Genomic DNA, 14575 nt, shown 5'->3' with positions numbered 1-14575 from the left:
CGGCCCAGCCCGGCCCACGCCTCCTGTTCGAGCACCCGCATGTGCCGGGCCACGCGCACCAGGCCGACGCCGGCCTCGGTCGGCTCGCAGGGTGTGCCGCGCCGGAGCAGCACCTGGCCCACCTCCCGCTCCAGGGCGCGGATGCGCTGGCTGACCGCCGAGGCGCTGACGCCGAGCTCGTACGCGGCCGCCTCGAACGAGCCCTCGTCCGCGATCGCACGCAGCGCCTGCAGCTGATCAAGGTTCATGAAGCAGAGCTTAGGCACCTGCAGTTCTCTTCGTTTGGCTCAGGCCCGGCCGGGCCCTAGCGTCCTCACCCATGTGGACCCTCGCCGGCACCGGCCTGCTCACCGGACTCGCCCTCATCGTCGCCATCGGCGCCCAGAACGCCTTCGTGCTCCGCCAGGGCGTGCGCCGGGAGCATGTGGGCGCCGTCGTGCTGGTGTGCATGGCCTCGGACGCCGTGCTGATCCTGGCCGGGACCGCCGGGGTGGGTGCGCTCGTGCAGGCCGTGCCGTGGCTGCTCGAGGTGCTGCGCTGGGGCGGCGCCCTGTACCTGCTCTGGTTCGCGGTCTCCTCCCTGCGTGCCGCGCTGCGCCCGCAGGGGCTCGTGGCCGAGCAGGCGCCGCGGACCGCGGGCTCGGTCGTCGCCACCACGCTCGCACTGACCTGGCTCAACCCGCACGTCTACCTGGACACCGTGGTGCTGCTGGGCAGCCTCGCCAACCAGCACGGTCCCGACGCGCGGTGGGTCTTCGCCGCCGGCGCCGTCGCCGCCTCGGTCCTGTGGTTCACCGCGCTCGGCTACGGCGCGCGCCTGCTGGCCCGGGTGCTCGCCGACCCGAAGGCGTGGCGCGTGGTGGACGTGGTGATCGCGGTGGTCATGGCGGTGCTCGCGGTCCGGCTCATCGCCGGTTCCGGCGTGTGGGGGTGAGCCGACAGACGCCGGTTCTGGCGTCGGGCTGAATCAAGGTCGCTCAACGTCGACCCGCCAGAGCTGGGCTCGTGCGGCCTCCGCGAACAGGGGTGCACCGCACGGCACCAGCCGCTCAAGGACGTCCCTGACGGTCAACGGAGGATTCCGTGTCGCGCCCGCTTGGGCTGCGAGGGCCGTCATCACTCGAGCCGGGTCCAGGTCGAGCTGGTTCATGAAAAACTCATCCGGACTCTGCACCTCGATGTCGAAGGACTCAACGACCTCCCGCGGGAAGTCCTTCAGATTCGCCGTGACGATCAGGTCAGCACGTCCCTGGATCGCGGCGGCGACCACATGCCGATCATCGGGGTCCGGAAGATCAATCCCGGGCACGAGCTGCTCCCACCCCTCGACCCGCGCGTCGTCGAAGGCGGCGTCCATGACCCCGGCACGGTGACGCGCCGCCCCCGACGCACGCATGTCTGGATGCATCGCTTCCAGTGCGCGCACCGTCTCGTCGAGGATCCGCCCGCTCCATACCGGCCGATAGAGGCCCGCCTCGGCCAGATGCAGCAAGGTGTCCGCTTGGGCGATGGGCACGAGGACGCACGCGTCGAGCACCGCGCTGAAGCGCGCCACTACCCGCGCTCACCCCGGAGGTCGGCGCGAGCCTGACGCAACGCCTCGCGGTAGGACTCCGCCTTCTGGTCGTAGAGCCCCGCAGACGAGGCCTCCCCTACGAGGTCGCTCAGCGAGGCACGCCGCTCCCCGCGCTTCCGCTGCTGATAGGACACGACGTCTTGGAGCCGGATGCGTCGGTGCCGACCACCGGTCGTCCTCTCGTACGGCAACGCGCCCTCCTCGAGCAGCCTCACCAGCGTGGGACGACTGATGCCGAGGAAGTTCGCCGCCTCCTGTGTCGTGAGCAGCTGGTCGACGGGTGCCACCGTGATGGCCTTGCCCACCCGCATCGCCTCGACGACGTCCCGCAGGACGTTGAAAGCCTCTGGCGGCAGGGGGACCTTCTGCCCATCAGGGCCGACCAGGGCGGCCGGCTGCGTCAGGCCGTCGAGGAACCTGCCGACGTCGAGCATCTCCTCGAGGTCCGTCGGCGGCAGCACCGTGTGCTTGTCATTCACCGTCGCAGTCATGGAACAAGACTACCCGCGAAAACGAAAAATTCGCAGTTTCCTCTCGCGTCCGCTTCCCCGCTCCGGGGCGCTGCGTCAACCGCGCGCGTAGGCGAGCGACTCCTCGATGATCCCGACGACGACGGCCAGCTCTGCCTCGTCCCGCGGACCGTAGAGCATCCACTCCGTGCCGAAGTCCGCGTAGCCATGCGGTTCGAGCCATCCGAGCTCGGCCAGACGGACGCCGCGCTCGGGCGCCAGGACGAGGTGCACTGACGTGTCGTCCACCCCATGCAGGTGCACCGGCTCCCAGCGCCGGCCTGGTGAGAGGTTGACCTCCGGGGTGCGCTCCTCCGGCCGGCCTGTCAGGTGGAGGGCGCGCGACGTTGCTGGCGAGACGGTGCTGTGGCCCTCCTCGACGCCGTCGAGGGCGAACACCGCAGCGACCAGACGGCCCCACAGCTCCGGCGATGATCGCTGATCAAGCTGTCGGTGGGGCCCCTCGGTCGACGTCGCGGGACGACTGCCCGGCCGGGGATCGTCAGCGGTGAGCCGGACACGGGGGCTCGCATCAGGATCCATGCAGACGATCCTGACGGGGCCCCGCCGGCCAGGCAAGGCCATCAGGCCCCCCTCACTCCCCGCCCAGCTCCTCCCGGAGGATCCGCGCGCCGGCCACGAGCGCGGCGGTCTTGTCCCGCGCCACGGAGCGAGCCAGCGGCGCCATGCCGCAGTTGGTGCTCGCGATCAGCTTGTCCGCGTCCACGAACTCGAGGGTCTCCCGGAGGGTCGCCGCGACCTCCTCGGGCGTCTCGATCTCGTCGCTCGCCACGTCGATCGCGCCGACCATCACCTTCTTGCCGCGCAGCAGGCCGATGAGCTCCGCCGGCACCCGGGAGTGGTGCCGCTCCAGGGCGATCGTGTCGATCGTGGACTCGCGCAGCAGCGGGAACGACGTCTCGTACTGGCGCCACTCCTCCCCGAGCGTGGCCTTCCAGTCGTTGTTCGCCTTGATCCCGTAGCCGTAACAGATGTGCACGGCCGTCTCACACGTCAGGCCCTCGGCCGCACGCTCGAGCGTCGCCACGCCCCAGTCGCGGACGTCGTCGAAGAACACGTTGAACGCGGGCTCGTCGAACTGCACGACGTCGACGCCCACCGCCGCCAGCTCCCGCGCCTCCTCGTTGAGGATGCGCGCGAACTCCCACGCGAGCTTCTCGCGGCTGCCGTAGTGGCGGTCGGCGAGGGTGTCGATCATGGTCATCGGCCCGGGCAGGGTCCACTTGATGGGCCGGTCCGTCCGGGCGCGCAGAGCCTTCGCGTCGTCCACGAACACCGGCGCCGGCCGGCCCACCTCCCCGACGACGGTCGGCACGCTCGCGTCGTACCGGTCGCGGATCCGCACCGTCTCGCGCCGGTCGAAGTCCACACCGCCGAGGTGCTCGATGAACGTGGTGACGAAGTGCTGGCGGGTCTGCTCGCCGTCGCAGACGATGTCGATGCCCGCACGCTCCTGATCGGCCACGGCGAGGGCGAGCGCGTCGAGCTTGCCCTCGCGCAGCTGCTCCCCCTCGAGCTTCCAGGGCGACCAGAGCGTCTCCTCCTCGGCGAGCCAGCCGGGCTTCGGCAGGCTGCCGACGAGGGTGGTGGGGATCAGGGTGGTCATCGGGTCTCCTCGGTGTCTCGTGCGGCGTGGGCGGCGGCCCAGCGCTCCAGCAGGTCGCGGTGCGGGCCCACGAAGTGCGCCTGCGTGTACTCCCCCTGCTCCCGGCCGAGGCGGGCCCGCTCCTCGCGGTCGTAGGCGATCCGGGTCTGCGAGAAGTCGCCGTGGTCCAGACGCGGCCGGTAGACCTCGCCGGCCCCGGCGTTCGCGTTGTAGATCTCCGGCCGGTAGATCCGCTGGAAGGTCTCCATGGTGGCGATCAGCCCGGCCAGGGAGAGGTTCGCGTGGTCGTTGAGCAGGTCTCCCCGCGAGTAGAACGCCAGCGGCGCCACGGCCCCGCGCGGCAGGAAGCACCGGATCCCCAGGCCCATCCGGCCGAAGTAGCGGTCCGTGCGGGAGGGCTCGTCCTGGCGGTACTCGACCCCGAGCACCGGGTGCTCGTTCGTCAGCCGCCGGTAGGTGCGGCTCGTGGACACGCTGATGCAGATCACGGGCGGCTGCGGGAACCGCTCCCGGTACGCCTGCGAGTCGAGCAGGTGCTGGAACAGCCGCCCGTGCAGGTCGCCGAAGCCGTCGGGCTCCTCGGTCCCCGGCGACGTCGCCGCGTGCGCGGGCAGCACCACGGAGAAGTCGTGGTCGCGGACGTAGGAGGAGAAGTTGTTCCCCACACTGCGGCCGAGCACAGCGCCCGTCGCACGCTCGACCACCCGCACGTCGAGCATCTCCATGAGCGGGAAGTCGACATCCGCGCCGTCGTCGGCGGTGAAGTGCACGTCGATCGAGACGATCTCGATCCGTGCCGTGTAGCGGTCCCGCTCCGGGTTGTCCCAGGGGGCGAGGTCGTTGAGGCGCCCGTCGATCATGGCCAGGGCGGCGCGCAGGTTCTCCCGCCGGTCCGCACCGCGGGCGAGGTTCGCGAAGTTCGTGGTGGCGCGCGTGCTGGCGGCGGGCGTGTAGTCCTCGTCGAACGGCGTGGTGTGGATGCTGAACGTCAGGTCGTCCACGCGGGTGGGCGCGGTGCTCGGGACAAGGGTGGCGTGGCTCATCGGGTCCTCTCCGGGGTGCGGGCGTGGGTGGTGCGGTGGTGGGCGGGGGCGGGACGGGGCACGGCGGACGGCGGCGGCGCCCCGCGTCCGGCGGCGACGCGTGCGGCGAACTGGAGGCCGGCCTCGAGGTCCGCCTGCAGGTCGGCCACGTCCTCGATGCCGACGGAGAGCCGGACCAGGTCCGTGGGGACGGCCAGGGGCGTGCCCCGCACGGAGGCGTGGGTCATCTCGGAGGAGTAGCAGAGCAGCGATTCGACCCCGCCGAGGCTGACCGAGAGCGCGAACAGCTCGGTGGCCTCGGCGAACGCGCGGGCCGCGGCCTCTCCCCCACCCAACCGGATGGAGACGATCCCGCCGAAGCCGTCCATCTGCCGCGCGGCGAGTGCATGGCCCGGGTGGTCGGGCAGCCCGGGGTAGAAGACCTGGGCGACCTCGGGGCGGCCCTGCAGCCAGCCCGCGAGCGCGGCGGCGTTGGCGCCGTGCCGGTCCATGCGCAGGCCGAGCGTCTTGAGGCCGCGGGCGGCGAGGTAGGAGTCCTGCGGGCCGGCGACCGCACCGGCGGCGAACTGCTGGTAGGCCACCGCCTCGGCCAGCGCCCGGCCGCGGAACTCGCGGTCGGCCACCACCACGGCGCCGCCGAGCACGTCCGAGTGCCCGCCGATGTACTTGGTGGTGGAGTGCACCACGACGTCCGCGCCGAGGTCGAGGGGCCGCTGGAGGTAGGGCGAGGCGAACGTGTTGTCCACGACCAGCAGCGCGCCGGCGTCGTGGGCGATCTGCGCCCAGGCGGCCAGGTCCGCGATGCCGAGCAGCGGGTTGGAGGGCGTCTCCACCCACAGCAGCGCGGTGCGGCCGGGACGGACGGCCGCGGCGACCGCCGTCGGGTCGGTGATGTCCACGGGGGTGTTGGACACACCCCACGGCTCGAGGACGGTGGTGATGAGGCGGTGGGTGCCGCCGTAGCCGTCGCCGCCCAGCACGATGTGGTCGCCGGGGCGCAGCACGGCCCGCAGGAGGGCGTCCTCGGCGGCGAGCCCGGAGGCGAACGCGAACGCCCGGTCGCCGTGCTCGAGGGCGGCGAGCTGGGTCTCGAAGCCGTTCCGGGTCGGGTTGGAGCCCCGGCTGTACTCGTGCCCGGCGCGCAGCACGTTGATGCCGTCCTGCACGAAGGTGCTGGTCTGGTAGATCGGCGGCACCACGGCGCCGGTCAGCGGGTCGGGCTCCTGGCCGGCGTGCACGGCGGTGGTGGTGAAGCCGCGGACGGCGGGACGGGACACGGAGCGGGTGGTGTGGTGGACGGCGGTCATCTCAGCGCACCTCCTGGGTGACGGCGGCGGTCTCGGGGACGGCGGGCGTGGCGGCGGGGACGGCCGGCCCGGCGGCGGACACCACGGCCAGGGCGCGGTCCAGGTCCGCGATCAGGTCGTCGGGACACTCCAGCCCGATGGAGAGCCGGACGGTGGTCTCGGCGATCCCGGCGGCCTCGCGCTGCTGCCGCGTCAGGCGACAGTGCGTCATGGTCGCCGGGTGGGAGACGAGGGACCGGGCGTCGCCGACGTTGACCACCAGCTGAAACAGCTCGAGCGCGTCGAGGAACGGGGCCACGGCCTCGGGGCCGCAGGCCAGGTCGAAGGAGAACACCGAGCCGACGCCGTCCGGGAAGTCGCGGGCGGCCAGCGCCGCGCTGGGATGCCCGGCCACACCGGGGTGGTGCACCCGCGCGACCGCGGGGTGCCCGGCCAGGTGTTGGGCCACGGCCAGCGCGGTGGCGGTGTGGCGGGCCACGCGCAGGTCGAGCGTCTCGAGCCCCTGGATGAACTGCGCCGCGCTCGCGGGGGCGAGGGTGGGGCCGAGGTCGTGCAGGAACTTGCTGCGGGCCAGCGTCAGGTAGGCGCCACGGCCGTGCCGCTCGACCAGCGTCTGCCCGCCGTAGCGGGCCTTGGGCCGGGCCAGCTGCGGCCACCGGTCCGGCGCCGCGCCGTAGTCGAACGTGCCGCCGTCCACGATCGCGCCGCCGAGCACCGCGCCGTGCCCGCCGAGGAACTTGGTGGCCGAGTGCACGACGACGTCGGCGCCGTGCTCCAGCGGCCGGTAGAGGGCCGGCGTCGCGAGGGTGCTGTCCACCACCACGGGCACACCGGCCGCGTGGGCGAGGTCCGCGAGCGCCGGCAGGTCCGGGAGGGTGGCGAGCGGGTTGGTGATGGCCTCGAGGAAGAACGCGCGCGTGTCGGGCCGGACCGCGGCGGCCCACGCGGGCGGGTCCGCCGGGTCCGCGAAGGTGACCTCGATGCCGAAGTCCGCGAACGTGTCCGTCAGCAGGTCGACGGTGCCCCCGTAGAGCTGGCTGGAGGCGACCAGGTGCTTGTCGCCCTGCAGCAGCGCCAGCAGGGACAGCGCGACGGCGGCCTGGCCGGTGGCCGTGGCGATCGCGCCGATGCCGCCCTCCAGTGCGGCGAGGCGGTTCTCGAACACCGCGACGGTCGGGTTGCCCGTGCGGCTGTAGGTGAAGCCGGGGGTCTCGAGCCGGAACATCGATGCCGCCGTGGCGTGGTCCGGGAAACGGAACGCCGTGGTCTGGTGGATGGGCGGGACGACCGGCCGGTGGGGTGCGGCGGGCTCGTAGCCGGCGTGGACTTGCTGTGTGGCGTGACGGGGCATCTGCTCTCCTCCATCGGTCCTGGCGGTAGCACCGGGCCTGCCGTTCCCGGGGGTCCGGGTCCGGCGGGCGGGTTGCTGCGGCGTCGTCGAGCCAGATCTCTCGGCCGCTCTGGATGGGTGGTGAGCCCATCCCACGCGGTGGGCCGCCGCGAGTCCAGCGGGCGGCCGGCTCGCGCGTCACATGAGCCGCCACCGCGCCATCCAGGACCGGCCGGAGCCTCTCCGGGGCGCGGCGGGCCGTGGCAGACCCGTGTGACGGACCGGCGTGGAGGGGGGGTGTGTCAGACTCCCGGGCATGACGCAGAGCACACCGGGCGGACCGGCCACGGGCCTGCCCGACTTCCGTCCCTCGGGCAACCAGGGCGTGGACCCGGCGCTGTACGAGATAGAGAACGCGGCCATGGACCGTGAGGGCGCCCTCTGGGCGGCGCTGCAGGAGGCGGCGCCTTGGGCCGGGCGGACGCTGCTCGACCTCGGTGCGGGCACCGGCTTCTGGCTGCCCCGCTACGCCGACGCGGCCGAGACGATCGCCGTCGAGCCGGACGTGCGCCTGCTGGGGGCCGCCCGCGCCCGCCCCGGCGGGGCGCGCGTGCTGTACGGCTCGGCCGAGCAGATCCCGCTGCCGGAGGCGAGCGTCGACGTCGTGCATGCCCGGTTCGCGTACTTCTTCCCGCACCCGCGCTGGGACGTCCGACCCGGCCTGGACGAGGTCACCCGGGTGCTGCGGCCCGGCGGCGCGCTCGTGGTGATCGACAACGACACCGAGCGCGGCCAGTTCGCCGAGCTGCTGCGGGCGAGCACGAACGCGGCGGCGCAGGGCCAGGACACGTACGCGCGCGAGTGGTGGGCCGGCGTCGGGGCCCAGACCCGCGAGGTCATGAGCTCGTGGACCTTCGACTCCCGCGCCGACCTCGAGGCCGTCCTGCGGCTGGAGTTCGAGCGAGGGGTCGCCGACGCGTGGCTCGCCGAGCACCCCGCAACGACGTCGCTGAGCTACGGCTACCTGCTCCACGTGTGGCGGTGAGCACGGACCCGCGTCGTCAGACGCCTGCCCCCCGCACCCCTGACGCTGAGACGCCCCCGCCGCCGGAAGGACGGGCGCGGTGGCTGGTCGCCTCCAACGCCCTCGACGCGGGTGGCCGGTCCGCCACGGACGTCGCCCTGGACGTCCTGGCGGTGCTCCTGCTCGGCGTGGGCGCCGACGGCATGGGCGTGCTGATGACGCTCTCCGGGTTGGGATTCCTCCTGCTCGGCGTGCCCATCGGCATCGTGGTGGACCGGCACCTCAGCCCGCGGCTGCTCGCGGCCACCGGCCTCGCCAAGGCGGCGGTGCTCGGCTCGCTCGTCGTGGCGTGGGCGTTCGACGCGCTCACGTTCGGTCACCTCGCCGCCGTCATGGCCCTGCTGGGCGTGCTCACGGTGCTGGCCGAGACCACCCAGACCGCGCTCGTGCCGCGCGTCGTGCCGGCCACCGCCGTCGCCCGCCTGACGGCGCGGCTCGAGTCCGCCGACGCCGCCCTCGTGTTGATCGTGCCCGCCGCGGCGGGCGTCCTCGTCGGGTCGCTGGGCGCGGGACCCGTGCTCGGCATCGCGACGGCGTTCCTCTTCGCGGCGGCGATCGTCGCGCTCCGGGTACGGCTGCGGCCCTCCGCCGCGGTGGACATTCCGGACGACGACGGGGACCCCGGCGTCGCGGACGTCCTGTCCCGCTGGGCCCGGTTCGGGAAGGACGCCGCGGAGGGGTGGACGGTGCTGCGGCGCACCCCGGTCCTGTGGCTGCTGACGATGGGGTCGGTGGCCGCCAACGTGGGCATGGCCCTCTTCGCCCCGGTCGAGGCGGTCTGGATCCTGACCGACCTGCGGCTCGGGCCGGAGTTCCTGGGCGTCCAGATCACCGCCGGTGCGGTCGGGGCACTGGCGGCCTCGTCCCTGGCGGGCCGGGCCATCGACCGCCTGGGCGAGCGCCGGTGCATCCTCCTCGGCTCGGTCGGCTGCGCCGTGGCCGTGGGGCTGCACCTGCTGGCCTACGCCGACCGCGCTCATGCCGGGCCGTGGCTGCTGGCCGGCGCCGCCCTCTGGGGGTTCATGGTCCTGCTCGGGAACATCACCCAGGCCGCCGTGACCGCCCGCGCCTGCCCCGAGGGCACACTCGGGCGGGTCACCGCGATGCGCCGCACCCTCACCCGGGGCTCCGTGCCGCTGGCGACCCTCGCGGGAGGTGCGCTCGGGGCGACGCTCGGGGTCGGCTGGGCGCTCGCGGGGTGGCAGGTCCTGGCGGTGGTCTCGCTGGCCGCCGTCGTGCCGGCCGCGCGGTGGGTGGATGCGGGGCGCGACGACGTCGACTGAGGCCGAGACGCTGACGCGGACGCCGAGGTCGCTTAATGTGTGGCCATGGTCAGCCGCCCCGTGCTCCAGCAGCCGGTCGTCGACGCCGCCGACATCCGTTCCGTCGCGGAGTTCTACCGCGAGCTCCTCGGCCTCCACTACCGCGCGGGCGACGAGCTCGCGGACGGCCGCGAGCCGGACAGCGCGGACTGGCTCGTGCTGCTGGACGACGACGGCCGCCGCGTCCTGACATTCCAGCGCACCGAGGAACTGAAGCCCAGCACGTGGCCGTCACCCGAGGTGCCGATGCAGCTGCACCTGGATTTCACCGTGCCGGACCGCGAGTCCCTCGACGCGGCCCACGACCACGCGCTGCGCCTGGGCGGGCGTCTCGTCCTGGACCGCTCCGACGACGAGGACGAGCCCCTGTACGTGTTCGCGGACCCGGCCGGCCACCCCTTCTGCGTCTTCGTGGGGTGAGCGCGGCAGACCGCGGGGGCGGTTTCACGCACATGTCGAAGACAAGAAGCCGGTTCGGTGCCGTCGGTAAGGTCGTCGGGTGATCCCGCAACCCACCGATCGACTCACGTTCCGGTGCATGACCGACGCTGACCTCGACGACATGTGCAGGCTCCTCGGAGACGCGGAGGTCATGCGCTACTACCCGCGAGCCAAGTCGCGCAACGAGGTGCAGCGGTGGACCCGACCCGGACGCGGCCGATCCGATGGGCCCGATGCCCCACGACCCCTCCTGGGCCGGCGGCGGGGACGACTCCCTGCTCCAGCGCGCCGCCGAGACCGCCCGCGACCTGCTGCCCGGCAAGGACTGACCCGGGGGCCTCCGGCAGGAGGGCCAGGGGTGGGCGTGTCGGCCTGACCCTTGGTTGACTTGCGACGACGTCGGCCCACCCCACCCCGGGCGCCGTCGGACAGGGGGCGCTCACCCGGCGCCCCTCCCACCACGCCTGAGGAGGGCACCCATGGCTGATCAGCAGATCCCCGAGACGAAGAACTCCGACGCCCCCGGCGACCAGGACCAGGCCGCGCAGCAGGCGCCCGCCGAGGTCGACGGCCTCGCGGCCAAGGCCGAGCAGTCCGAGAAGGAGACCGAGGAGAACGACGAGGGCGGCTACGGCCACTGACCGACCACCTCGTCCCACCGACGACGCCCCGGGTGCCGCGCGCATCCGGGGCGTCGTCGCGCCCGGGGGGGCGTCAAGGTCGGCATCCGATGCCCCATCCCCTTGCACCCACCGGCAGTCGATGACTGAGTGTCACTCAGAGATATATCCCTCAATGATTCTCGGGGAGTGGCGGGACCCCGATGATCCGCATCTCCACACCACGTTGAAGAAGCTCAGGGATGCCGGGTTCATCGAGGAGTTCGACGGCGACGACGCCCGACGCGTCCATCGCCTCACCCCCGGGGACGCGGCGTCCTGATGAGCGACATCGAGCGCCGGCGCGGAATCCTGGCGATGGCCGACCAGATCATGGAGACGACATGAGCACCACACGCATGAGCAGTGGGCCGGCCTTCACCCCGGAGAAGGACCTCGCGAGGTTCGAAGACACGGCCCGCCGCGGCCAGCGGCTGACCGGGTTCTCCCTGGCCGCCCACGGCTGGCGCTTCGAGGACGCCGAGCCCGAGGACGTCGTCTTCGACATGTCCTACGAGACCGACCCCGACGACCACCACTTCGACCTCTTCCGGGCCGCCGGCTGGACGCCCGCGCTCACCTACGGCCACATCCGCCTCTTCAAGGCCGCCCCCGGTACCACCCCCGTCCACACCGGCACGGAGTCACGACTCGAGGAGGCGCTCGGCAACCGCGCCCTGTTCCTGCGGTACACCGCAGTGACGATCGCCGCCGTGCTCCTGGTGGTGCTGGCGATGGCGGCCGCCGACTGGCCTCTTGCGGCGGTGCTCGCCACCGTCGCGGGCCTCTACGTCCTCTCCTTCACGGACCTCGAATGGCGAGGACTCATCGGCTGGGGGCTCTTGCTGCTGGGTCTGGCGTTCCACATCGTCCGGTTCGGGCTGAAGCCCCCGTCGGACCCGGACCGGCGCCGATGACCACCGCGCCGGCCGAGGCGGCGCGCACCGCCGTCGTCGAGCCGCCGCCCGGCTACGCGGTGCTGGGGTGGGCGTTGGTGTTCGTCACGGCGCTCCCCTTGGTCCTCTTGCTCGTGCTGGATCAGGCCCTACGGTCGGCGGGCATCCTCGTGATCGCCGCGGTGAGCCTCGGGCTGGTCGTGTGGCTGAGCCAGGTGGCGTTCCTGCGCGCCCGCATCGAGCTCGCGGCGGACCCCGCCGCCGGCGTACTCCGCCTCCGGGCCCCGCTGTACTCCCGCGAGCTGCCCCTGGACTCACTGGCCACGGTGGAGGTCCAGGACGACGTCGGCCCGGGCGTCGCCTACATCAACTGGCCGGTGACGGGGCGGGCCCGCTCCCGCCGCGGCGTGCGCCTGGACCTCGGCGGCCCCGCCGGGCTGGTCCTCACCACCCACGACGGACAGCGGTTCACTGTGGTGACCCCGGATCCAGAGACGGCCGCGGAGCTGCAGGCGACGGTGACCCAGGCGACGTCGAGCGGCGACGTCCGGAATCGACTGCAGAAGTGACCCCTCTGACGCCCGCTGACACCCCCAGAAGGGTCACTTCCGCAGTCGATTCTCAGGTGTGCGCGCGACGCCCGTCCGTCGCACCCGCCCCCGCCCGCCGCATCGGCACGTGCGGGATGCCGTCCTCGAGGAACTCCGGCCCGTCCGGCGCGTAGCCCCAGCGGGCGTACCAGTGCGCCAGGTGGGCCTGGGCGTCCAGCACGCTCGGCCGCCCGCCGATCCGGGCGACCGCCTCGTCCAGCAGCGCCCCGGCCAGGGCCCGGCCCCGCGCGTCGGGGTGGGTGACGACGCGGCCGATGCGGGCGACGTCGCCGTCGTCCAGCAGCCGCAGCGTGGCGACGGGCGTGCCCGCCTCGTCCTCGACCCACAGGTGGACGGTGGCCGGCTCGAGGTCGCGGCCGTCCAGGTCCAGGTAGGGGCAGTCCTGCTCGACGACGAACACCAGCGACCGCAGCTGCCAGAGGCGGTAGGCCGTCGTCCGGTCGAGCTCGTCGAAGCCCGCGGCATGGACGGCAGGGGCGGGGCCGGGTGTGGCGGCGGGCGGCGTGGGGGCGGGGCGCTCGGGCATGAGCCGATGGTGCCACGGGAGCGTCCGACGCCCGGCGCCCGACGTGCTCCTGAGTGCTCCGGCGTCGCCGAATCCACTGCGGAACTGACCCTTCTGGCGACCGCCACCGCCCTCAGAAGGGTCACTTCCGCAGCGGATTCTCAGCCGTCCTCGCGGCGCAACGGCACCGGGACCGGCTCGGGCTGCGGCTCCCCGGTGGTGGTGGCCGCGAGCACGCCGTGTGCCGCCGCGGTCAGCACGGCGGCGAAGAGTCCCACACCCAGCGCCGTGGCGGCCCCGTCCGCGAGCAGGGGGATCACCATGCCCGGCACGATCGCGACCCCCACCATCACCACCGCGAACCACGCCGTACTCCCCCGGCCGGCGTAGAACACCTGACGCCCCGCCTCCTCCTGGTCCACCCGGTGGTGCACGTCGCGCAGGGCGAGGGCCACGCCCAGGAGGCACGCCGTCAGCAGCCCGACCGCCCATCCCAGCCCCAGCTCGTGCCGCAGTCCGGACACGACGCCGGCGCATCCCACGAGCGCCGCCGCGACGGCGATCCGCACGTGCCAGACCTTCTCCCGCTCCATCCCGTCCATGGCCCCACCCTGTCAGAGCGCGGGACGAAGGGCGAGGCGGCCGCAGGACCTCCCCTTCTGCTCAGGACCGTGTCCTGAGGACGCGGTCCTGAGCACGACGTGAGGTCCGGAGGAGCAGCGTGCTTCAGGGAGCCTGCCGCCTGCCCTCCAGCCGGGCCAGCACCCACTCCCACTGCCGCGGCGTGCTCAGGCGCAGCACCGGCGCCCCCTCCGCCGCGGCCTCCCGCTCCCGGGCCCATGCCCGCTTGCGGTCGAACGTGGCGGCGTGCCAGCGCAGGATCGACTCCTCCCCGAGCACCCGACGCCAGGACTCGCGGTTGCCGTTGCACATCTCCCCCTGCCCCACCACCCGGCGGATCGTGCGCCGCACCAGGCGCGTGAAGGTCCGGGCCCGCGAGTAGTCCAGGGCGATGACGACGTCGGTCCGCTTCATGACCATCGGCCGGTAGAAGCCGTAGGCGGAGTCCAGCACCCAGGCCTCCCCCGCCGTGACCGAGTCCGCCAGGGCGGTCTGCTCGGCCTCCGGCCGCGGGACCCAGCCCGGCAGCCAGCCGAACTCCTCGTCCACGAGGGTGACCGGCAGGCCGAGCACAGCGCCGAGCCGCACGGCCGCGGTGGACTTCCCGGCCCCCGTGACCCCGTGGAACAGGACGCGGCGGGCCTGCCGCACGTGGTCGATCGAGGCGGAGGGCATGGGAGGAGGCTAACGGCCGTGACACGATGGCCCCGGTCGCACACAGCAGGAGGGGAACGATGACACAGGTGCACACAGGCAACGCTCACAGGCAGATCGTGGACGGCCAGCGCGTCCGCGGGATCAGCCGGGCGGGTCATCCGGTGGTCTTCGGCGGGCTGATCGGGGTGGTCGGCGGCATGGCCTTCCTGCTCGCCGGGATCGCCGGGTTGCCCGGCGACGCTCAGAGCATGCTCCGCAGTGCGGCGGTCGCCCTCGCCGTCTTCGCCCTCGCGGCGGTCCTGCTCCGCCGCCGGACCCTGCCCGCCCTGCCGCCCCCGGCGCCCGGGGCGCTGCGGGTTTACGGGGCCGCCGTCGTCGTGATGCTGA

19 protein-coding genes and 2 pseudogenes are annotated in these 14575 nt (G+C 73.3%); 10 read left to right on the top strand and 11 right to left on the bottom strand.

What is annotated here, in order from left to right; all coding sequences use genetic code 11:
- A partial coding sequence (locus D8M29_RS03795; RefSeq protein WP_127445797.1) for a LysR family transcriptional regulator occupies positions 1-248 on the bottom strand: 248 nt, incomplete at its 3' end.
- A 71-nt stretch (positions 249-319) separates the two neighbouring features.
- On the opposite strand from D8M29_RS03795, the gene lysE reads away from it, so the two are divergent.
- Positions 320-934, top strand: a complete 615-nt coding sequence (lysE, locus tag D8M29_RS03790) for an L-lysine exporter (protein ID WP_060973796.1) — start codon at positions 320-322, stop codon at positions 932-934.
- A 33-nt stretch (positions 935-967) separates the two neighbouring features.
- Here lysE and D8M29_RS03785 read toward each other — a convergent pair whose 3' ends face one another.
- The 7 genes from D8M29_RS03785 to D8M29_RS03755 form a co-directional block, all read right to left on the bottom strand.
- On the bottom strand, positions 968-1555 hold the full coding sequence (locus D8M29_RS03785; RefSeq protein ID WP_036314945.1) for a PIN domain-containing protein: 588 nt from the start codon (positions 1553-1555) through the stop codon (positions 968-970).
- Positions 1555-2067 carry a helix-turn-helix domain-containing protein gene (locus D8M29_RS03780; protein ID WP_036314943.1) on the bottom strand — a complete coding sequence of 171 codons (513 nt, stop codon included), beginning with the start codon at positions 2065-2067 and terminating at the stop codon, positions 1555-1557. The genes D8M29_RS03785 and D8M29_RS03780 overlap by 1 nt, the downstream gene beginning before the upstream one ends.
- A gap of 75 nt (positions 2068-2142) precedes the next feature.
- The gene (locus D8M29_RS03775) at positions 2143-2484 is read right to left on the bottom strand and encodes a luciferase family protein (RefSeq protein ID WP_036314941.1); all 342 of its coding nucleotides are present in this window, start codon (positions 2482-2484) and stop codon (positions 2143-2145) included.
- Between the two features lie 196 nt (positions 2485-2680).
- The gene (locus D8M29_RS03770) at positions 2681-3712 is read right to left on the bottom strand and encodes a methionine synthase (RefSeq protein WP_127435211.1); all 1032 of its coding nucleotides are present in this window, start codon (positions 3710-3712) and stop codon (positions 2681-2683) included.
- Positions 3709-4755 carry a putative oxygenase MesX gene (locus D8M29_RS03765; RefSeq protein WP_127435210.1) on the bottom strand — a complete coding sequence of 349 codons (1047 nt, stop codon included), beginning with the start codon at positions 4753-4755 and terminating at the stop codon, positions 3709-3711. The genes D8M29_RS03770 and D8M29_RS03765 overlap by 4 nt, the downstream gene beginning before the upstream one ends.
- A complete protein-coding gene (locus tag D8M29_RS03760; protein ID WP_127445796.1) occupies positions 4752-6062 on the bottom strand; it encodes a cystathionine gamma-synthase in 1311 nt (436 codons plus the stop codon). Before D8M29_RS03760 ends, D8M29_RS03765 begins: the two co-directional genes overlap by 4 nt.
- Position 6063: 1 nt before the next feature.
- Entirely contained in the window at positions 6064-7413 is a 1350-nt protein-coding gene (locus tag D8M29_RS03755; protein WP_127445795.1) for an O-acetylhomoserine aminocarboxypropyltransferase/cysteine synthase family protein, read from the bottom strand.
- Between the two features lie 295 nt (positions 7414-7708).
- Here D8M29_RS03755 and D8M29_RS03750 point away from each other — a divergent pair, with 295 nt between their 5' ends.
- From D8M29_RS03750 to D8M29_RS14110, 8 genes and pseudogenes are all read left to right on the top strand, one after another.
- A complete protein-coding gene (locus tag D8M29_RS03750) occupies positions 7709-8437 on the top strand; it encodes a class I SAM-dependent methyltransferase (protein WP_127445794.1) in 729 nt (242 codons plus the stop codon).
- The gene (locus D8M29_RS03745) at positions 8434-9759 is read left to right on the top strand and encodes an MFS transporter (RefSeq protein ID WP_233569958.1); all 1326 of its coding nucleotides are present in this window, start codon (positions 8434-8436) and stop codon (positions 9757-9759) included. Before D8M29_RS03750 ends, D8M29_RS03745 begins: the two co-directional genes overlap by 4 nt.
- A gap of 45 nt (positions 9760-9804) precedes the next feature.
- Positions 9805-10218: a VOC family protein gene (locus tag D8M29_RS03740; protein ID WP_036339525.1), complete on the top strand. Its 414-nt coding sequence runs from the start codon at positions 9805-9807 to the stop codon at positions 10216-10218.
- Between the two features lie 79 nt (positions 10219-10297).
- A pseudogene (locus D8M29_RS14365) lies at positions 10298-10432 on the top strand (GNAT family N-acetyltransferase); the annotation flags it as partial.
- A 286-nt stretch (positions 10433-10718) separates the two neighbouring features.
- Positions 10719-10880: a hypothetical protein gene (locus tag D8M29_RS13505; RefSeq protein ID WP_153239435.1), complete on the top strand. Its 162-nt coding sequence runs from the start codon at positions 10719-10721 to the stop codon at positions 10878-10880.
- A 121-nt stretch (positions 10881-11001) separates the two neighbouring features.
- Complete coding sequence (locus D8M29_RS13580) at positions 11002-11181, top strand: hypothetical protein (protein ID WP_158184041.1); 180 nt, start codon at positions 11002-11004, stop codon at positions 11179-11181.
- 61 nt (positions 11182-11242) lie between these two features.
- The gene (locus tag D8M29_RS03730; RefSeq protein ID WP_049145701.1) at positions 11243-11815 is read left to right on the top strand and encodes a DUF2812 domain-containing protein; all 573 of its coding nucleotides are present in this window, start codon (positions 11243-11245) and stop codon (positions 11813-11815) included.
- Entirely contained in the window at positions 11812-12363 is a 552-nt protein-coding gene (locus D8M29_RS14110; protein ID WP_225348748.1) for a hypothetical protein, read from the top strand. Before D8M29_RS03730 ends, D8M29_RS14110 begins: the two co-directional genes overlap by 4 nt.
- Before the next feature lie 52 nt (positions 12364-12415).
- On the opposite strand, the gene D8M29_RS03720 is transcribed toward D8M29_RS14110, so the two are convergent.
- The 3 genes from D8M29_RS03720 to D8M29_RS03710 form a co-directional block, all read right to left on the bottom strand.
- Positions 12416-12931, bottom strand: coding sequence for a GNAT family N-acetyltransferase (locus D8M29_RS03720; protein WP_049145708.1), 516 nt, complete (start codon positions 12929-12931; stop codon positions 12416-12418).
- A 140-nt stretch (positions 12932-13071) separates the two neighbouring features.
- Entirely contained in the window at positions 13072-13512 is a 441-nt protein-coding gene (locus tag D8M29_RS03715) for a hypothetical protein (protein WP_010080019.1), read from the bottom strand.
- A gap of 124 nt (positions 13513-13636) precedes the next feature.
- The gene (locus D8M29_RS03710; RefSeq protein WP_049145716.1) at positions 13637-14206 is read right to left on the bottom strand and encodes an adenylate kinase; all 570 of its coding nucleotides are present in this window, start codon (positions 14204-14206) and stop codon (positions 13637-13639) included.
- A gap of 59 nt (positions 14207-14265) precedes the next feature.
- Here D8M29_RS03710 and D8M29_RS03705 point away from each other — a divergent pair.
- Positions 14266-14575 (top strand): annotated as a pseudogene (locus D8M29_RS03705) (hypothetical protein); the annotation flags it as partial.

Source organism: Micrococcus sp. HSID17227 (genome assembly GCF_003989405.1).
Taxonomy (GTDB): Bacteria; Actinomycetota; Actinomycetes; order Actinomycetales; family Micrococcaceae; genus Micrococcus; species Micrococcus luteus.
Note: the sequence above shows the minus strand (reverse complement) of the source record. Positions and strands in the feature narration are given on the sequence as shown.